The sequence below is a fragment of the Burkholderia sp. BDU5 genome (assembly GCF_001522845.1).
Classification (GTDB): domain Bacteria; phylum Pseudomonadota; class Gammaproteobacteria; order Burkholderiales; family Burkholderiaceae; genus Burkholderia; species Burkholderia mayonis.
Map to the genome: position 1 here is coordinate 81,148 of NZ_LOWC01000116.1, position 18,374 is coordinate 99,521.

The 18,374-nt window shown below is 66.3% G+C and carries 25 protein-coding genes; all 25 read left to right on the top strand.

What is annotated here, in order from left to right:
- Positions 1-23 precede the first annotated feature (23 nt).
- The 25 genes from WS69_RS18900 (at position 24) to tatC (ending at position 18,109) form a co-directional block, all read left to right on the top strand.
- Complete coding sequence (locus WS69_RS18900) at positions 24-842, top strand: ABC transporter ATP-binding protein (protein WP_059472220.1); 819 nt, start codon at positions 24-26, stop codon at positions 840-842.
- Positions 839-1,606, top strand: coding sequence for a lipid asymmetry maintenance ABC transporter permease subunit MlaE (mlaE, locus tag WS69_RS18905; RefSeq protein WP_059472221.1), 768 nt, complete (start codon positions 839-841; stop codon positions 1,604-1,606). The genes WS69_RS18900 and mlaE overlap by 4 nt, the downstream gene beginning before the upstream one ends.
- Positions 1,607-1,618: 12 nt before the next feature.
- Positions 1,619-2,176, top strand: a complete 558-nt coding sequence (gene mlaD, locus WS69_RS18910; protein WP_059472222.1) for an outer membrane lipid asymmetry maintenance protein MlaD — start codon at positions 1,619-1,621, stop codon at positions 2,174-2,176.
- Positions 2,177-2,223: 47 nt separating this feature from the next.
- Positions 2,224-3,183 (top strand): MlaA family lipoprotein, encoded by a 960-nt coding sequence (locus tag WS69_RS18915; RefSeq protein ID WP_059472258.1) that lies wholly within the window; start codon positions 2,224-2,226, stop codon positions 3,181-3,183.
- Positions 3,184-3,297: 114 nt separating this feature from the next.
- Positions 3,298-3,930, top strand: coding sequence for an MlaC/ttg2D family ABC transporter substrate-binding protein (locus tag WS69_RS18920; protein ID WP_059472223.1), 633 nt, complete (start codon positions 3,298-3,300; stop codon positions 3,928-3,930).
- Entirely contained in the window at positions 3,927-4,196 is a 270-nt protein-coding gene (locus tag WS69_RS18925; RefSeq protein WP_059472224.1) for an STAS domain-containing protein, read from the top strand. The genes WS69_RS18920 and WS69_RS18925 overlap by 4 nt, the downstream gene beginning before the upstream one ends.
- A gap of 230 nt (positions 4,197-4,426) precedes the next feature.
- The gene (locus WS69_RS18930) at positions 4,427-5,353 is read left to right on the top strand and encodes an ABC transporter ATP-binding protein (protein WP_059472225.1); all 927 of its coding nucleotides are present in this window, start codon (positions 4,427-4,429) and stop codon (positions 5,351-5,353) included.
- A complete protein-coding gene (locus WS69_RS18935; protein WP_059472226.1) occupies positions 5,350-6,105 on the top strand; it encodes an ABC transporter permease in 756 nt (251 codons plus the stop codon). The genes WS69_RS18930 and WS69_RS18935 overlap by 4 nt, the downstream gene beginning before the upstream one ends.
- Before the next feature lie 96 nt (positions 6,106-6,201).
- Complete coding sequence (locus WS69_RS18940; protein ID WP_059472227.1) at positions 6,202-6,441, top strand: BolA family protein; 240 nt, start codon at positions 6,202-6,204, stop codon at positions 6,439-6,441.
- 13 nt (positions 6,442-6,454) lie between these two features.
- A complete protein-coding gene (gene murA / locus WS69_RS18945) occupies positions 6,455-7,804 on the top strand; it encodes a UDP-N-acetylglucosamine 1-carboxyvinyltransferase (RefSeq protein WP_059472228.1) in 1,350 nt (449 codons plus the stop codon).
- Positions 7,801-8,457 carry an ATP phosphoribosyltransferase gene (gene hisG, locus WS69_RS18950; protein ID WP_059472229.1) on the top strand — a complete coding sequence of 219 codons (657 nt, stop codon included), beginning with the start codon at positions 7,801-7,803 and terminating at the stop codon, positions 8,455-8,457. The genes murA and hisG overlap by 4 nt, the downstream gene beginning before the upstream one ends.
- Positions 8,458-8,497: 40 nt before the next feature.
- Complete coding sequence (gene hisD / locus WS69_RS18955) at positions 8,498-9,835, top strand: histidinol dehydrogenase (RefSeq protein ID WP_059472230.1); 1,338 nt, start codon at positions 8,498-8,500, stop codon at positions 9,833-9,835.
- Between the two features lie 148 nt (positions 9,836-9,983).
- The gene (gene hisC, locus WS69_RS18960; RefSeq protein ID WP_059472231.1) at positions 9,984-11,054 is read left to right on the top strand and encodes a histidinol-phosphate transaminase; all 1,071 of its coding nucleotides are present in this window, start codon (positions 9,984-9,986) and stop codon (positions 11,052-11,054) included.
- 63 nt (positions 11,055-11,117) lie between these two features.
- Complete coding sequence (gene hisB, locus WS69_RS18965; protein WP_059472232.1) at positions 11,118-11,705, top strand: imidazoleglycerol-phosphate dehydratase HisB; 588 nt, start codon at positions 11,118-11,120, stop codon at positions 11,703-11,705.
- Positions 11,706-11,760: 55 nt separating this feature from the next.
- Positions 11,761-12,381, top strand: a complete 621-nt coding sequence (locus tag WS69_RS18970) for a YchE family NAAT transporter (protein WP_059472233.1) — start codon at positions 11,761-11,763, stop codon at positions 12,379-12,381.
- Positions 12,378-13,019 carry an imidazole glycerol phosphate synthase subunit HisH gene (gene hisH, locus WS69_RS18975; protein WP_059472234.1) on the top strand — a complete coding sequence of 214 codons (642 nt, stop codon included), beginning with the start codon at positions 12,378-12,380 and terminating at the stop codon, positions 13,017-13,019. The genes WS69_RS18970 and hisH overlap by 4 nt, the downstream gene beginning before the upstream one ends.
- A 166-nt stretch (positions 13,020-13,185) precedes the next feature.
- Positions 13,186-13,941, top strand: coding sequence for a 1-(5-phosphoribosyl)-5-[(5-phosphoribosylamino)methylideneamino]imidazole-4-carboxamide isomerase (gene hisA, locus WS69_RS18980; RefSeq protein ID WP_059472235.1), 756 nt, complete (start codon positions 13,186-13,188; stop codon positions 13,939-13,941).
- A gap of 82 nt (positions 13,942-14,023) precedes the next feature.
- Positions 14,024-14,797, top strand: a complete 774-nt coding sequence (gene hisF, locus WS69_RS18985) for an imidazole glycerol phosphate synthase subunit HisF (protein WP_059472259.1) — start codon at positions 14,024-14,026, stop codon at positions 14,795-14,797.
- Positions 14,797-15,210 carry a phosphoribosyl-AMP cyclohydrolase gene (gene hisI / locus WS69_RS18990; protein ID WP_059472236.1) on the top strand — a complete coding sequence of 138 codons (414 nt, stop codon included), beginning with the start codon at positions 14,797-14,799 and terminating at the stop codon, positions 15,208-15,210. Before hisF ends, hisI begins: the two co-directional genes overlap by 1 nt.
- Positions 15,207-15,575 (top strand): phosphoribosyl-ATP diphosphatase, encoded by a 369-nt coding sequence (locus WS69_RS18995; RefSeq protein WP_059472237.1) that lies wholly within the window; start codon positions 15,207-15,209, stop codon positions 15,573-15,575. Before hisI ends, WS69_RS18995 begins: the two co-directional genes overlap by 4 nt.
- Before the next feature lie 52 nt (positions 15,576-15,627).
- A complete protein-coding gene (locus WS69_RS19000) occupies positions 15,628-16,017 on the top strand; it encodes a DUF4870 family protein (protein WP_059472238.1) in 390 nt (129 codons plus the stop codon).
- A gap of 28 nt (positions 16,018-16,045) precedes the next feature.
- Entirely contained in the window at positions 16,046-16,411 is a 366-nt protein-coding gene (locus WS69_RS19005; protein ID WP_010106855.1) for a histidine triad nucleotide-binding protein, read from the top strand.
- A 90-nt stretch (positions 16,412-16,501) separates the two neighbouring features.
- Positions 16,502-16,738: a Sec-independent protein translocase subunit TatA gene (tatA, locus tag WS69_RS19010; RefSeq protein ID WP_059472239.1), complete on the top strand. Its 237-nt coding sequence runs from the start codon at positions 16,502-16,504 to the stop codon at positions 16,736-16,738.
- A gap of 22 nt (positions 16,739-16,760) precedes the next feature.
- The gene (tatB, locus tag WS69_RS19015; protein WP_059472240.1) at positions 16,761-17,288 is read left to right on the top strand and encodes a Sec-independent protein translocase protein TatB; all 528 of its coding nucleotides are present in this window, start codon (positions 16,761-16,763) and stop codon (positions 17,286-17,288) included.
- 38 nt (positions 17,289-17,326) lie between these two features.
- Positions 17,327-18,109: a twin-arginine translocase subunit TatC gene (gene tatC, locus WS69_RS19020; protein WP_059472241.1), complete on the top strand. Its 783-nt coding sequence runs from the start codon at positions 17,327-17,329 to the stop codon at positions 18,107-18,109.
- Positions 18,110-18,374: the final 265 nt, after the last annotated feature.

Here is an 18,374-nt window from a genome sequence, read left to right on the forward strand (position 1 = left end):
TGCGTATAAGGATTGTCAGCTCCGTGAGCTCCTCCTCCGAGTCCCTGCTAGCGCTTCACGACGTCGATTTCGGCTACGGCGAGCGCCTCGTCCTGTCGAATCTGAACATGCGCTTCGCGCGCGGCCAGGTGGTCGCGGTGATGGGCGGTTCCGGCTGCGGCAAGACCACCGTGCTGCGCCTGATCGGCGGCCTCGTGCGTGCGCGCCGCGGCCAGGTGCTGTTCGACGGCGCCGACGTCGGCGCGCAGACGCGCGACGGCCTGTACGCGCTGCGCCGAAAGATGGGCATGCTGTTCCAGTTCGGCGCGCTCTTCACCGATATGTCGGTGTTCGACAACGTTGCATTCGCGCTTCGCGAGCACACGAACCTGCCGGAAGACCTGATCCGCGATCTCGTGCTGATGAAGCTCAACGCGGTCGGCCTGCGCGGCGCGCGCAACCTGATGCCGTCCGAAGTATCGGGCGGGATGGCGCGGCGCATCGCGCTCGCGCGAGCGATCGCGCTCGATCCGCAACTCATCATGTACGATGAGCCGTTCGCGGGCCTCGACCCGATTTCGCTCGGCATCACGGCGAACCTGATCCGCACGCTGAACCACGCGCTCGGCGCGACGTCGATCCTCGTCACGCACGACGTGCCGGAATCGTTCGCGATCGCCGACTATGTCTACTTCCTCGCGAACGGCGGCGTCCTCGCCGAGGGCACGCCCGACGAGCTTCGCGCGTCGACTGATCCGAGCGTGCGCCAGTTCATCGACGGCGCGCCGGACGGCCCGTTCAAATTTCATTACATGAGCCAGCCGCTCGCGGCGGATTTCGGCCTTGGCGGAGGGCGCAGATGATCAGCGCGATCGGACGTTTCGTGCTCGGCGGACTCGAGCGCACGGGCTACGCGACCCGGATGTTCGCGCGCGTCGTGCTCGAATTCTTCTCGCTGCTGAGGCGGCCGCGGCTCGTCACGAAGCAGATCCACTTCCTCGGCAATTATTCGTTCGTGATCATCGCTGTGTCGGGCCTCTTCGTCGGCTTCGTGCTCGGCTTGCAGGGCTACTACACGCTGAACCGCTACGGCTCCGAGCAGGCGCTCGGCCTCCTCGTCGCGCTGTCGCTCGTGCGCGAGCTGGGCCCCGTCGTGTCGGCGCTGCTGTTCGCGGGCCGCGCGGGCACGTCGCTCACGGCCGAGATCGGCCTCATGAAGGCGGGCGAACAGCTCACCGCGCTCGAGATGATGGCGGTCGACCCGCTCAAGAACGTGATCGCGCCGCGGATGTGGGCGGGCGTCATCGCAATGCCGCTCCTCGCCGCGATCTTCAGCGCGGTCGGCGTGCTCGGCGGCTACATCGTCGGCGTGCTGCTGATCGGCGTCGATCCCGGCGCGTTCTGGTCGCAGATGCAAGGCGGCGTCGAAGTGTGGGCCGACATCGGCAACGGCGTGCTGAAGAGCATCGTGTTCGGTTTCGCCGTCACGTTTATCGCACTGTTTCAGGGTTACGAAGCGAAGCCGACGCCCGAGGGCGTGTCGCACGCGACGACCAAGACTGTCGTGTACGCATCGCTCGCCGTACTCGGCCTCGATTTCCTGCTGACCGCGTTGATGTTCAGCTAAGCCTTTTCTGGGATGACGATGAAAAAGATTGCTCTCGACTTCTGGGTCGGCCTCTTCGTAGTGTTGGGCTTTCTCGCGTTGCTGTTTCTCGCGCTGAAGGTCGGCAACATGAGTTCGCTGTCGTTTCAGCCGACTTACGCGGTCAAGCTGAAGTTCGACAACATCGGCGGCCTGAAGCCGCGCGCGCCCGTGAAGAGCGCGGGCGTCGTCGTCGGCCGCGTCGGCTCGATCGGCTTCGACACGAACACCTACCAGGCGGTCGTCACGATCGATATCGACAAGCAGTATCCGTTTCCGAAGGATTCGTCGGCGAAGATCCTGACGTCGGGCCTGCTCGGCGAGCAGTACATCGGCCTCGAGCCGGGCGGCGACACGGAAATGCTGAAGGCGGGCGACACGATCACGATGACGCAGTCTGCGATCGTGCTCGAGAACCTGATCGGCCAGTTCCTGTACAGCAAGGCCGCGGACGCGGGCGGCGCAAAGCCGGCCGCCGCGGCGTTGGGCGCGCCGGCGCCTGCCGCGTCGGGTGTGCCTGCGTCGGCTGCTTCGGGCGCGGCGGCGCAATGAACGTCGCGCAAGCGGAACACGACAGAAGAAACGAGGGGAAGAACATCATGCAGACGATCCGCATCAGCCAGGCGGTGCTGGCGATCACGGCGGCCGCGGCATTGAGCGGTTGCGCGACCGTGCATACGCCGACGAAGGGCGATCCGTTCGAAGGCTTCAACCGGACGATGTACACGTTCAACGACACGGTCGACCACTACGCGCTCAAGCCCGTCGCGCGCGGCTACCAATGGGCGGTGCCGCAGCCGATGCGCGACAGCGTGACGAACTTCTTCTCGAACATCGGCGACGTCTACATCGCGGCGAACAACATCGTGCAACTGAAGATCGCCGACGGCGTCGGCGACATCATGCGGGTCGTGATCAACACGGTGTTCGGTGTCGGCGGCCTGTTCGACGTCGCGACGCTCGCGAACCTGCCGAAGCATGCAAACGACTTCGGCATCACGCTCGGCCACTACGGCGTGCCGAGCGGCCCGTACCTCGTGCTGCCGCTGCTCGGCCCGAGCACGGTGCGCGACACGGCGGGCCTTGCCGTCGACTATGCCGGCAATCCGCTCACCTACGTGCGGCCCGACAGCGTGAGCTGGGGCCTGTTCGGCCTGAACCTCGTCAACACGCGGGCGAACCTGCTCGGCGCGGGCGACGTGCTCGAGGCGGCCGCGATCGACAAGTACTCGTTCGTGCGCAACGCGTACCTGCAGCGCCGTCAGGCGCTGATCGGCGGCGGCACGGCCGCGCAGTCGAACCTGCCGGACTACGGCAACGAAGCGCCGCCGCCGAATTACGAGATGCCGGAAGAGGGCGCCGCGGCACCCGCGAGCGGCGCGGCTGCGGCTTCCGCACCGGCTGCGGCATCCGGCGCGGCCCCGGTATCGGCGCCGGCGGCTGCGGCGCCTGCATCGGCCGCGGCACCGAACCCGAGCAGCGCGACCAACGTGCCCGCGCAGCAGGTCGTGCCGCCGTCGCCGGGCGGCATCCGCTTCCCGAGCATCCGGCTGCACTGATCCGGCACTTACATTCGTTACAGCCGGAAACGATTCTGACGGCGGCCGGCGCGAACTTGCGCCGCCATCGACGGTTCCAAGATTGGCATCGACTCACATAAGCAGGTCATACCTATGAAGAAACTGTTTCTGATCCCCGTCTTTGCTGCGCTGTTCTCGTTCGGCGCGGCAACCGCGCACGCGGAAGTCGACCAGTCGAATCCGCAGGCGCTCATCAAGTCCGCGACGCAGCAGGTGCTCGACGAAGTGCGCGCGCAGACGATCAAGCAGGGCGATACCGCCCGCATCATCACGATCGTCAACAAGGACATCCTGCCGTACACCGATTTCCGCCGCACGACGCAGCTCGCGATGGGCCGCAACTGGCGCACCGCGACGCCCGCGCAGCAGCAGCAGGTGATCGAGCAGTTCAAGCAACTGCTGATCCGCACGTATTCGGGCGCGCTCGCTCAGCTGAAGCCGGATCAGCAGATCCAGTACCCGCCGTTCCGCGCCGATGCGGATGCGACCGACGTCGTCGTGCGCACGGTTGCGATGAACAATGGCCAGCCGGTGCAGATCGACTATCGCCTGTACAAGACGGCGCAGGGCTGGCGCGTGTATGACCTGAACGTGCTGGGCGCATGGCTGATCCAGACGTACCAGCAGCAGTTCAGCGAGAAGATCCAGCAAAGCGGCGTCGACGGTCTGATCCAGTTCCTGACCGAGCGCAACCAGCAGCTTGCGTCGGGCAAGCAGGCATCGTGAGCCGCTTCGACTCCGGTGCTACGCTGACCCACGCGAGCGCGACGGCCGCGCTCGCGGAGGGGCTTGCACGCATCGATGCGGGCGCGACGACCGTCGATTGCGGGGCGCTCGCGCAATTCGACTCGTCGGCGCTCGCAGTGCTGCTCGCATGGCAGCGCGCCGCGCGTGCGCGCGGCGTGACGCTCGACATCCTCAATCTGCCGCCGAAGCTTGCGAGTCTCGCGCAGGCGTACGGCATCGACGCGCTTCTCTCCGCGCGACATTGACGCTCGCGTCCGGGCCCGCCGCCGGCTGCCACGCCGCCCGCGGGCCTATCGCCTGTTCACGCCGTCAACGGGCTTGCGCTTCAGGGTTCCGGCTCCGGGTTCCCCGCGCCGGCCGGCCTCGCCGGTTTGCCCTATAATCAACCATTTTGCGGGACTGCCGAACAGTCCCCATTTCCCCCATTTGCATTGAGCATAAAGAAGGCGTCGCGGCCATTGTGCCGCGCTCAGTCATGTCAGCCATAGAAATCCGTCACGTCAAGAAGCGCTACAAGTCGCTTCAGGCGCTCAAGGGCGTCAGCCTGTCGGTCGAGGAAGGCGAGTTTTTCGGTCTGCTCGGCCCGAACGGCGCAGGCAAGACCACACTCATCAGCATTCTCGCCGGCCTCGCGCGCGCCGACGAAGGCACCGTCACCGTGCGCGGCCACGACGTCGTCAAGGATTTTCGGGCGGCGCGGCGCGCGCTCGGCGTTGTTCCGCAGGAACTGGTGTTCGATCCGTTCTTCACGGTTCGCGAGACGCTGCGGATCCAGTCCGGCTATTTCGGACTTCACCGCAACGACGACTGGATCGACGAAGTGATGGCGAACCTCGATCTCACCGAAAAGGCCGACGCGAACATGCGTGCGCTGTCGGGCGGGATGAAGCGGCGCGTGCTCGTCGCGCAGGCGCTCGTGCACCGGCCGCCCGTGATCGTGCTCGACGAGCCGACGGCGGGCGTCGACGTCGAGCTGCGCCAGACGCTGTGGAAGTTCATCTCGCGGCTGAACCGCGAGGGCCACACGATCGTGCTGACGACCCACTACCTCGAAGAGGCGGAATCGCTCTGCGACCGCATCGCGATGCTCAGGCGCGGCGAAGTCGTCGCGCTCGACCGCACGCGCGCGCTGCTGCAGCGCTTCTCGGGGCTGCAACTGTTCGTGCGGCTGTCGCACGGCGCGCTGCCCGCCGAGCTGCGCGCGCTCGAAGCCGAGCCCGCGCCGGCTGCCGCGCCCGAGCATCTGCTGCGGCTCACCGATTACGACGAGGTCGAGCGAATCCTGTCGCTGTGCCGCGCGGCCGGCTGCGGCTTCGACGAGATCGAGATCCGCAAGGCCGATCTGGAGGATGTGTTCGTGCAAGTGATGAACGGCGCCGATGTGATCGAGGGGTTGGCATGAGCGGGTTTCGCACGCTGTTCTACAAGGAAATTCTGCGGTTCTGGAAGGTGTCGTTCCAGACGGTGCTCGCGCCCGTCGTCACGGCGCTCCTCTATCTGACGATCTTCGGCCACGCGCTCACGGGCCGCGTCGAGGTGTATCCGGGCGTCGCGTACGTGAGCTTCCTCGTGCCCGGCCTCGTGATGATGAGCGTGCTGCAGAACGCGTTCGCGAACAGCTCGTCGTCGCTGATCCAGTCGAAGATCACGGGCAACCTCGTGTTCATGCTGCTGCCGCCGCTGTCGCACGCGGACATCTTCGGCGCGTACGTGCTCGCGTCCGTCGTGCGCGGGCTCGCGGTCGGCGCGGGCGTGTTCATCGTCACGGTCTGGTTCATTCCGATGAGCTTCGCCGCGCCGTTCTACATCCTCGCGTTCGCGCTGTTCGGCTCGGCGATCCTCGGCACGCTCGGCTTGATCGCGGGGATCTGGGCCGAGAAGTTCGATCAGCTCGCCGCGTTCCAGAACTTCCTCATCATGCCGCTCACGTTCCTGTCGGGCGTGTTCTATTCGACGCACTCGCTGCCGCCCGTGTGGCGCGAGGTGTCGCGGCTCAATCCGTTTTTCTACATGATCGACGGCTTCCGCTACGGGTTCTTCGGCGTCGCCGACGTGGATCCGCTCGCCAGCCTCGCGGTCGTCGCCGGGTTCTTCGTGCTGCTCGCGTTGATCGCGATGCGGCTCCTCGCCACCGGCTACAAACTGCGTCATTGATATGAAACGACTGCCGCTCGCTGCGTTCGCCGCCGCCCGTGGGCGCACGTCGATTCGCGTCGGGCGGCCCGGCGCGTACTGACAGGAGCACATTTCATGTTGCCGACTCCCGAACTGGTCAAGCAATACATCGAGGCGGGCCTTGCCTGCACTCATCTGGAAGTCGAAGGCGACGGCCAGCATTTCTTCGCGACGATCGTCTCGCCCGCATTCGAGGGCAAGCGGCCGATCCAACGGCATCAGCTCGTCTATGCGGCGCTCGGCGACCGCATGAAGCAGGAAATCCACGCGCTCAGCATGAAGACGCTGACGCCCGCCGAATGGCAGAACGTATAACCGGAAACAGCCAGTGCAAGTCACCGTCAACGAACACGACGCCGTCGAGCGCGTCGCCACGGCAACCCCGGCCGGCAATCGGGATGCGCACGCGCATGCAACGGACAAGCTCGTGATCGAGGGCGGCCGCCGCTTGGCGGGCGAGATCGCCGTGTCGGGCGCGAAGAACGCCGCGCTGCCGATCCTCTGCGCGGGTCTCTTGACCGCCGAGCCGGTCCATCTCGACAACGTGCCGAACCTGAAGGACGTGCGGACGACGCTCAGGCTGCTCGACCAGATGGGCATGCGCGAAGAGACGGACGGCGCGCGCGTCGTGCTCGACGCGTCGCGTGTCGACAATCCGGTCGCGCCGTACGAACTCGTGAAGACGATGCGCGCGTCGATCCTCGTGCTCGGCCCGCTGCTTGCGCGCTTCGGCTATGCGAAGGTGTCGCTGCCGGGCGGCTGCGCGATCGGCGCGCGGCCCGTCGACCAGCACATCAAGGGCCTGCAGGCGATGGGCGCTGAGATCCACATCGAGCACGGCTACATCGAGGCGCGCGCGAAGCGCCTGAAGGGCGCGCGGATCGTCACCGACATGATCACGGTGACGGGCACCGAGAACCTGCTGATGGCGGCGACGCTCGCGGACGGCGAGACGGTGATCGAGAACGCCGCGCGCGAGCCCGAAGTGTCGGATCTCGCGCACCTGCTCGTCGCGATGGGCGCGAGGATCGACGGGATCGGCACCGACCGGCTCGTGATCCAGGGTGTCGACAGGCTGCACGGCGCGACGCACTCGGTGATCCCGGACCGGATCGAGGCGGGCACGTTTCTGTGCGCGGTCGCGGCGGCGGGCGGCGACGTGACGCTGACCGGCATGCGCGCGCAGATCCTCGACGCGGTGATCGACAAGCTGCGCGAAGCGGGCGTGACGATCGAAGAAGGCGGCGACCGGCTGCGCGTGAAGATGGACCGCCGCCCCGGCGCGGTTGCGATCCGCACGTCGGAATACCCGGCGTTCCCGACCGACATGCAGGCGCAGTTCATGGCGCTGAATGCGGTCGCGGACGGCTCCGCGCAGGTGATCGAGACGATCTTCGAGAACCGCTTCATGCACGTGCAGGAGCTGAACCGCCTCGGCGCGAGCATCGCGGTCGACGGCAACACGGCGCTCGTCACGGGCGTGCCCAAGCTGTCCGGCGCGAGCGTGATGGCGACCGACCTGCGCGCATCGGCGAGCCTCGTGATCGCCGGCCTTTGCGCGGAAGGCGAGACGCTCGTCGACCGCATCTATCATTTGGACCGCGGCTACGACCGGATGGAAGCGAAGCTGACGGCCGTCGGCGCGAACGTGCGCCGCATTTCAGGGAGCGAAGCATGACCGCACCGCTGACGCTGGCGCTGTCGAAAGGGCGTATCTTCGAGGAAACCGTGCCGCTTCTCGCGGCGGCGGGCGTGACGGTCGCCGAGGATCCGGAGACGTCGCGCAAGCTGATCCTGCCGACCACCGACCCGAACCTGCGCGTGATCGTCGTGCGTGCGACCGACGTGCCGACCTACGTCGAGTATGGCGCGGCCGATTTCGGCGTCGCCGGCAAGGACGTGCTGCTCGAGCACGGCGGCGGCGGGCTGTATCAGCCGATCGATCTGAACATCGCATGCTGCCGGATGTCGGTTGCCGTGCCGGCGGGCTTCGACTACGCGAACGCGGTGCGCCAGGGCGCGCGGCTGCGCGTCGCGACGAAGTACGTCGAGACCGCCCGCGAGCACTTCGCCGCGAAGGGCGTGCATGTCGACCTGATCAAGCTGTACGGCTCGATGGAGCTTGCGCCGCTCGTGGGCCTGGCCGACGCGATCGTCGACCTTGTCAGTTCTGGCGGCACGCTGAAGGCGAACAATCTGGTCGAGGTCGAGGAGATCATGCCGATCTCGTCGCGCCTCGTCGTGAACCAGGCCGCGCTGAAACTGAAGCGCGCCGCGCTGAAGCCGTTCCTCGACGCGTTCGAACGCGCGTCGCAGCGGAGCGGAGCCTGACCCTCGCGGTTTTCGGCGCATTACCGGAACGGATGACAGCATGGCTATCAAGATTCGCAAACTCGATTCGGCAAGCGAAGGATTCGCGGCCGAATTGCGCGCGGTGCTCGCGTTCGAGGCGAGCGAAGATGACGCGATCGAGCGCTCGGTCGCGCAGATCCTCGCGGACGTGAGGGCGCGCGGCGACGCCGCGGTGCTCGACTACACGAACCGCTTCGACCGGCTGAACGCAGAGAGCGTCGCGGCGCTCGAGCTGCCGCAGGGCGCGCTGGCGGCGGCGCTCGAAAGCCTCGAGCCGAAGCGCCGCGCGGCGCTGGAGGCGGCGGCCGCGCGCGTGCGCGGCTACCACGAGAAGCAGAAGATCGAGTGCGGCAGCCACAGCTGGCAGTACACGGAATCCGACGGCACCGTGCTCGGCCAGAAGGTGACGCCGCTCGACCGCGTCGGCCTGTACGTGCCGGGCGGCAAGGCGGCGTATCCGTCGTCGGTGCTGATGAACGCGATTCCCGCGCGCGTCGCGGGCGTCGGCGAGATCGTGATGGTCGTGCCGACGCCGGACGGCGTGAAGAACGACCTCGTGCTCGCCGCCGCGTTCCTCGGCGGCGTCGACCGCGTGTTCACGATCGGCGGCGCGCAGGCGGTGGCCGCGCTCGCGTACGGCACGGCGACAGTGCCTGCCGTCGACAAGATCTGCGGCCCGGGTAACGCGTACGTCGCGTCGGCGAAGCGCCGCGTGTTCGGCACCGTCGGCATCGACATGATCGCCGGGCCGTCCGAGATCCTCGTGCTGTGCGACGGCACGACCGATCCGTCGTGGGTCGCGATGGACCTGTTCTCGCAGGCCGAGCACGACGAGCTCGCGCAGTCGATCCTGCTGTGCCCGGACGATGCGTTCATCGAGCGCGTCGAGAAGGCGATCGACGAGCTGCTGCCGACGATGCCGCGCCAGGATGTGATCCGCGCGTCGCTCGAAGGCCGCGGTGCGCTCGTCAAGGTGCGCGACATGAGCGAGGCGTGCAAGATTGCGAACGACATCGCGCCCGAGCACCTCGAAATCTCCGCGCTCGAGCCGCAGCAATGGGGCAAGCAGATCCGCCACGCGGGCGCGATCTTCCTCGGCCGCTACACGAGCGAGAGCCTTGGCGATTACTGCGCGGGCCCGAACCACGTGCTGCCGACGTCGCGCACCGCGCGCTTCTCATCGCCGCTCGGCGTCTACGATTTCTTCAAGCGCTCGAGCCTGATCGAAGTGAGCGCCGAAGGCGCGCATACGCTCGGCGAGATCGCGTCCGAACTCGCCTATGGGGAAGGATTGCAGGCGCACGCGAAGAGCGCCGAGTACCGGATGAAGGGGGCGGGCGACCGCCAGAAAGGCTAAAGGTAGGCCCAGCGCGTCGGAAGCGCGAGACGAGACCAGCCAAAAAGACGACAACCCGAGACCGCCCGCGAAGCGGCTCCCGCGCGACGCATGCGTCGCGCGAGGCGCTTGGGCCGGGACTATGCCGGCGCCGTGCGCCGTTGCCACCATGACTACGCCAGAAGACATCATCCGCCGCGACGTGCTCGCGATGACGAGCTACCCGGTGCCGGATGCGGCGGGCTTCGTGAAGCTCGACGCGATGGAGAACCCGTATTCGCTGCCTGCGCCGCTTGCGGCCGAGCTCGGCGAGCGGCTCGCGCACGTCGCGCTGAACCGCTATCCGGCGCCGCGTCCCGCCGTGCTGATCGACAAGCTGCGCGCGGCGATGGGCGTGCCCGCCGCGTGCGACGTGCTGCTCGGCAACGGCTCGGACGAGATCATCGGCATGCTCGCGATGGCGTGCGCGAAGCCGGGCGCGAAGGTGCTCGCGCCGGTGCCGGGCTTCGTGATGTACGAGCTGTCGGCGAAGTTCGCGCAGCTCGAGTTCGTCGGCGTGCCGCTCGCGGCCGACCTGACACTCGACGTCGACGCGATGCTCGCGGCCATCGCCGAGCACCGTCCGGCGCTCGTTTATCTCGCCTATCCGAACAACCCGACGGGCACGCTGTATCCGGACGAGGACATCGAGCGGATCATTGCGGCCGCGGAGGCGAGCCTCGTCGTGATCGACGAGGCGTACCAGCCGTTCGCGCAGCGCAGTTGGCTGCCGCGCGCGGCGGAGTTCGACAATGTCGTCGTGATGCGCACGATGTCCAAGCTCGGCCTGGCCGGCATCCGCTTGGGCTACCTCGTCGGGCTGCCCGCGTGGCTCGCGCAGTTCGACAAGGTGCGCCCGCCGTACAACGTGAACGTGCTGACGCAGGCGGCGGCCGAGTTCCTGCTCGCGCGCCTCGACGTGCTCGACGCGCAGGCCGCGCAGTTGCGCGACGCGCGCACCGGGCTCGCGCACGCGATCGGCGCGCTGCCGGGCGCGACGGTGTTCCCGAGCGCCGGCAATTTTCTGCTCGTGCGGGTGCCGGATGCGGCCGCCGTGTTCGACGTACTTTTGACTGAGCGGGTTTTGATCAAAAACGTGAGTAAAATGCACCCATTGCTCGCCAATTGCGTGCGCGTAACGGTTGGGTCTCCCGAAGAAAACGCGCGTCTTCTGGCCGCACTGAAGCTGGCGCTGCCCTGACGGGCCACCCCGGGGCGCCGTCTTTCTCGTCCCCATCTACACCAGTCAATTCAAGGAATCACCATGCGCGTGGCGGAAGTCGTTCGCAACACCAGCGAAACGCAGATCCGTGTGAAGATCGACCTCGATGGCACCGGCAAGCAAAAACTCGCGACCGGCGTTCCGTTCCTCGACCATATGCTCGACCAGATCGCGCGCCATGGTCTCGTCGATCTCGACATCGAAGCGCATGGGGACACGCATATCGACGACCACCATACGGTCGAGGACGTCGGCATCTCGCTCGGCCAGGCTGTCGCGAAGGCGATCGGCGACAAGAAGGGCATCCGCCGCTACGGCCATTCGTACGTGCCGCTCGACGAGGCGCTGTCGCGCGTCGTGATCGATTTCTCCGGGCGTCCGGGCCTCGAATTCCACGTGCCGTTCACGCGTGCGCGAATCGGCACGTTCGACGTCGATCTGTCGATCGAATTCTTCCGCGGCTTCGTCAATCATGCGGGCGTGACGCTTCATATCGACAACCTGCGCGGCGTCAATGCGCACCATCAGCTCGAGACGGTGTTCAAGGCGTTCGGCCGCGCGCTGCGGATGGCGGTGGAGCTCGACGAGCGTGCGGCGGGGCAGATCCCGTCGACGAAGGGCAGCCTCTGATTCCCAGCCGGAGCGAAAACGACCCCACTGGCCGCGGCGGCTGCGCCGGCTTGCGATGGATCTGCTCAAATCGTTCATCTCCCTGCTCGCGCTGATCAATCCGCTCGGCGCGGTGCCGTTTTTCCTGAGCCTGACGGCCCAGCAGACGGAAACCGAGCGGCGACACACGATCCGCATCGCGGCGATCTCCGTGTTCTGCGTGATCGCTGTGACGACGCTGCTCGGCCAGCAGATCATCGATTTCTTCGGGATCACGGTGGGCTCGCTGGAGGTCGGCGGCGGGATCATCATGCTGCTGATGGCGATCTCGATGCTGAACGCGCAGATCGGCAACACGCGCTCGACGCCCGAGGAGCGCGACGAGGCGGAGTCGAAGAACAGCGTCGCCGTCGTGCCGCTCGCGATTCCGCTCCTGACGGGGCCGGGCTCGATCAGCACGGTGATCGTCTACGCGGCGAACGCCCGGCACTGGTACGACCGGCTCGGGCTCGTCGCGATCGGCGCGGCGCTCGCGCTCATCTGTTTCATTGCGATGCGGCTCGCCGAGCCGATCGCGCACTGGATCGGCCGCACCGGCATCAACATCGTCACGCGTTTGATGGGATTGATGCTGTCGGCGCTGGCGGTGGAATTCATCGTCGATGGACTGAAGGCATTGTTGCCTGCACTGACATGAAAACTTCGATTGCGATTGTGGATTATGGAATGGGCAACCTGCGCTCGGTCGCGCAGGCGCTCATGAAGGCGGAACCCGCCGCCGACGTGAAGATCGTCGACCGGCCCGAGGCGATCCGCGCGGCGGACCGCGTCGTGCTGCCGGGCCAGGGCGCGATGCCCGACTGCATGCGCTGCCTCGGCGAGTCCGGGTTGCAGGAGGCGGTGATCGAGGCGTCGCGCGCGAAGCCGCTCCTCGGCGTGTGCGTCGGCGAGCAGATGCTGTTCGACTGGAGCGCGGAAGGCGACACGAAGGGCCTCGGCCTGCTGCCGGGCAAGGTGCTGCGCTTCGAGCTCGAAGGCCGGCTGCAGGACGACGGCTCGCGTTTCAAGGTGCCGCAGATGGGCTGGAACCGCGTGCGCCAGGCGCGGCCGCACCCGCTGTGGGAGGGGGTGCCGGACAACGCGTATTTCTATTTCGTGCATAGTTATTACGTGGTGCCGGACAACCCGGCGCACATTGCGGGCGAGACCGAATACGGCGACATCTTCACGTCCGCGGTTGCGCGCGACAATCTCTTCGCGACCCAATTTCACCCGGAAAAGAGCGCGGAAGTGGGGTTGCGGCTATACCGGAATTTTGTCCATTGGAACCCCTGAACGTGGCGCGAGAGCCGCATCCGGCGTGCGCAAGTCGCCCGCCGCACGGGCCTTGCGAGCGGATACGCAGAAAGAGTTGTACTAAACTAGCGAGACGGCACCGCGCCGGATGGGCCGGCGCGCGCCTCTTGACCTCTTCATTTTTCCCTGACAACACCCGATTGCTATGCTGCTGATTCCGGCCATCGATCTTAAAGACGGTCAGTGTGTGCGCCTCAAACAAGGCGATATGGACCAGGCGACGATTTTTTCCGAGGATCCTGCGGCGATGGCCCGTAAATGGGTCGATCTCGGCGCGCGGCGTTTGCATCTCGTCGACCTGAACGGCGCGTTCGCCGGCAAACCGAAGAATCTCGAGGCGATCGAGGCGATTCTCGGGGAGGTCGGCAACGAAATCCCGGTGCAGCTGGGCGGCGGCATCCGCAGCCTCGAGACGATCGAGAAGTATCTGGACGCCGGGCTGTCGTACGTGATCATCGGCACGGCGGCGGTGAAGGACCCGGGCTTTCTGCAGGATGCGTGCAGTGCGTTCGCGGGCAGCATCATCGTCGGCCTCGACGCGAAGGACGGCAAGGTCGCGACTGACGGCTGGAGCAAGCTCACGGGCCACGAAGTGATCGATCTCGCGCGGAAGTTCGAGGACTACGGCGTCGAGTCGATCGTGTATACCGACATCGGCCGCGACGGGATGCTGCAAGGCATCAACATCGAGGCGACGGTGAAGCTCGCGCAGGCGGTCGGCATTCCGGTGATCGCGAGCGGCGGCCTGTCGAATATCGGCGACATCGAGAAGCTCTGCAAAGTGGAAGACGAAGGTGTCGAAGGCGTGATCTGCGGCCGGGCGATCTACTCGGGCGACCTCGATTTCGCCGCCGCGCAGAAACGCGCGGACGAACTGAACGGCGAGCTCGACGACGCCTGACGCGCCGCCTCGGCACTCCGCCTTTTCGCCAAGCCGCCCGCCCCGTGCGGGCGGCATTACCCGCGGCATGCCGCGCAACATCATGGCTCTAGCTAAACGCATCATCCCCTGTCTCGACGTGACCGCCGGGCGCGTCGTCAAGGGCGTCAATTTCGTCGAACTGCGCGACGCGGGCGATCCCGTCGAGATCGCGCGGCGTTATGACGAGCAGGGCGCGGACGAACTCACGTTCCTCGACATCACCGCGACGTCGGACGGCCGCGACCTGATCCTGCCGATCATCGAGGCGGTCGCGTCGCAGGTGTTCATTCCGCTCACGGTGGGCGGCGGCGTGCGCGCGGTCGAGGACGTGCGGCGCCTCCTGAACGCCGGCGCGGACAAGGTCGGCATGAACTCGTCAGCGGTCGCGAATCCGCAGCTCGTGCGCGACGCGGCCGACAAGTACGGCTCGCAGTGCATCGTCGTCGCGATCGATGCGAAGCGCGTGTCGGGCGAAGGCGAGGCGCCGCGCTGGGAAGTCTTCACGCACGGCGGCCGCAAGGGCACGGGCCTCGATGCCGTCGAATGGGCGCGCAAGGTGGCCGAGCTCGGCGCGGGCGAGATCCTGCTCACGAGCATGGACCGCGACGGCACGAAGGCGGGCTTCGATCTCGCGTTGACGCGCGCGGTGTCGGACGCGGTGTCCGTGCCCGTGATCGCGTCGGGCGGCGTCGGCTCGCTCGAGCACCTCGCGGCGGGCATCACCGAAGGCCGCGCGGACGCGGTGTTGGCCGCGAGCATCTTCCACTACGGCGAGCATACGGTCGGCGAGGCGAAGCGCTTCTTGGCCGAGCGCGGTATTCCGGTGAGGTTGTGATGAGCGAAGCAATGAAGCCGGGCGACTGGCTCGACAAGGTCCGCTGGGACGCGAACGGCCTCGTGCCGGCGATCGCGCAGGACGCGGCGACGAACGACGTGCTGATGTTTGCGTGGATGAACCGCGAAGCGTTGGCGAAGACGATTGAATTGAAGCGCGCGGTGTACTACTCGCGCTCGCGGCAGCGCCTGTGGTTCAAGGGCGAGGAGTCGGGCCACGTGCAGCACGTGCACGAAGTGCGGATCGACTGCGACGAGGACGTCGTGCTGCTGAAAGTCGAGCAGGTCGAGGGCATCGCGTGCCACACCGGCCGGCGCTCGTGCTTTTTCCAGAAATTCGAGGGCACCGTCGACGACGGCGAATGGGTCGCGGTCGATCCGGTGCTCAAAGACCCCGAACACATCTACAAATGACGCAATCGACGATCGAAGACACGCTGCTGCGCCTCGCCGCCGTAATCGACAGCCGCAAGGGCGGCGATCCCGAGCAATCGTACGTGTCGCGCCTCTTCCACAAGGGCGACGACGCGGTCCTGAAGAAGATTGGCGAGGAAGCGACCGAAGTAGTGCTCGCCGCGAAGGACGTGCGCCAGGGCGGCGCGCCGTCCGCGCTCGTCGGCGAAGTCGCGGACCTGTGGTTCCACTGCCTCGTCGCGCTGTCGCACTTCGACCTGAGCCCCGCCGACGTGATCGCCGAGCTCGAGCGCCGCGAAGGGTTGTCGGGCATCGAGGAAAAGGCGCTGCGCAAGCGCCGCGAGCGCGAAGAAAACGGCGGATGAGCCGATGCGGCCGCACGCCGCGCAAGATTTGTCATCAAAGGGGAATAGCATCATGTCAGAGTCGCCGAACCAATTTCCGCCGCCATACCAGAACGCGACCGAGAGCGAACGCCAGCAATCGTTGCGCACGTTGACGCACATCCTCTACCTGCTATACGCGATTCACTGGCTGACGGGCGGCATCACGGGCATCGTCGCGATCATCATCAACTACGTGAAGCGCGACGATACGCTCGGCACCGCGTATCAGGCTCATTTCGAATGGCAGATCCGCACCTTCTGGCGCGCGCTGATCGCGTATCTGATCGGCTTTGCGCTGCTGTTTGTCGGGATCGGCTTCGTCGTGCTGGGTGCGGTGTGGATCTGGACGCTGTACCGTATCATCAAAGGCTGGCTGTACTTGAACGACAACAAGACGCTCGATCCGCAGGCATGGTTCTGACGCCTGGCGGGACGCGTCGGGGAACACGATGAGTCACGACCCGAACTGCCTGTTCTGCAAGATCGCGGCGGGCGAGATTCCGAGCACGAGGGTGCACGAGGACGACGAATTCGTCGCTTTCAGGGACATCCGGCCCGCAGCCGATACGCACGTGCTCGTCATTCCGCGCAAGCACGTGCCGACGCTGTCCGCCGTCACCGAGGAAGACGCGCCGCTGCTTGGTAGAATGATGGTTCTCGTCGCGCGGCTCGCCGAGCAGCTGGGCTGCGCGTATACGGGCGGCGAAACCGGGTTCCGGACGGTGATCAATACCGGGCCGGGCGGCGGGCAGGAGGTCTATCACCTGCACGCGCATATTCTGGCCGGGCCGCGTCCGTGGCGCCGGATGGGATGAGATGACGGGCGCCGCCCGTCATCCGAACGAAGCCGGCGCGGGGCCGGCGATTTGCGCCGCGAGACCGGCGAGGTTTAGGAGAGTTTCATCATGGGCGGATTGAGTATTTGGCATTGGCTGATCGTGTTGCTGATCGTCGCGCTGGTGTTCGGCACGAAGAAACTGCGCAACATCGGCAATGATCTCGGCAGTGCGGTCAAGGGTTTCAAGGATGGCATGAAGGAGAGCGAAACCCCCGCCGACGCGCAGCAGTTGCCGCGCTCGGGATCGGTCGACGTCGACGCGAAGGAAGCCGCGTCGCGCTCGTCCGATTCGCACAAAGCATAAGACACGCTGACGGACTGCCGCGATGCTCGATCTCGGTCTTTCAAAGATGGCGCTGATCGGCGTCGTCGCGCTCGTCGTGCTCGGCCCCGAGCGGCTGCCGCGCGTCGCGCGGACGGCGGGCGCGCTCTTCGGGCGCGCGCAGCGCTACATCAACGACGTGAAGGCGGAAGTCTCGCGCGAGATCGAGCTCGATGCGCTGCGCACGATGAAGACCGATTTCGAGCAGGCGGCGCGCAACGTCGAGAACACGATCCACGACAACCTGCGCGAGCACGAACGCGATCTCAACGCCGCGTGGAACTCGACGGTGTCGTCGGGCGATCCGGCGGCCGTCGACGCGTCGGACGGTTCGGCTGCGCCGTTCGGCGAGCCGTCGTGGCGCAGCGTCGTCGCCGCGTCGGCGAAGCGCCGCAACTGGCGGGTGAGGAAGACGGCGACGCCCGTCTGGTACAAGCGCGCAACGATGCGCCGCACGCAGGTGCAGTCGGGCGCCGCGCGCGTCGCGCGGCACCAGCCGGCGAGCCTGCGCCGTCCCGCGCGTTTCTTCTGAGCGATGAATCGCGCTTGTCATTTCAACCGAGGGCCGGTGTGAGCGACCCCCAGCACAATCCGGACGAAGGTCCGGAAGAGACCTTCATCTCCCATCTCGTCGAACTGCGTGACCGCATCATCCGGGCGGGCGTGGCGGTGATCGTCGTGTTTCTCGGGCTCGTCTACTGGGCGCCCGATATCTTCCGGCTGCTCGCGCGGCCGCTGATGCAGAACCTGCCGAAGGGCGGCAAGATGATCGTGACCGACGTCACCGGCTCGTTCTTCGTGCCGATGAAGGTGACGATGCTCGTCGCACTCGTGATTGCGCTGCCGATCGTGCTGTACCAGATCTGGGCGTTCGTTGCGCCGGGGCTCTATCAGCACGAGAAGAAGCTTGTCTTGCCGCTCGTCAGCAGCAGCTATGTGCTGTTCCTGTGCGGGATGGCGTTTGCGTACTTCGTCGTGTTCCCGACGATCTTCCGCGTGATGGCGCACTACAACGCGCCGCTCGGCGCCGAGATGTCGACCGATATCGACAATTACCTGAGCTTCGTGCTCGGCATGTTCGTTGCGTTCGGGGTGACGTTCGAGGTGCCGGTCGTCGTCGTGCTGCTCGTGCGGATGGGCGTGCTGACTGTGCAGAAGCTCAAGGAGATCCGGCCGTACGTGATCGTCGGCGCGTTCGTCGTCGCGGCCGTCGTGACGCCGCCCGACGTGTTCTCGCAGCTGATGCTCGCGCTGCCGCTCGTGCTGTTGTACGAGGCGGGGATCATCGCGGCGCGGCTCTTCGTCAAGCCGCCGCCGAAAGAAGAAGACCAAGGCAAAACCGCGGCGAGCTGAGCGGGCGGTGGGCCGGGCTTGCCGGCGCGTAGCTGGGTTGGTTGTAAAGGCCACTAAAAGGCCATCGACCGCCCGGCGGACCATTCGAGCGGCGGCCTGCGCGGATTTTGCTCAGAGCCGCTTCGCGTCGGGCGGTCGGTTCGATCAGACGCGGCAGAAGCAAGAAACAAAAAAGCAACTCATCTTTGAATCGCCCCCAGGAAGTTGGACACCGATCCAACCTTTGAGGGGCAGTTCACTTGGGTTGCTTTTTTGTTTGCCGTCA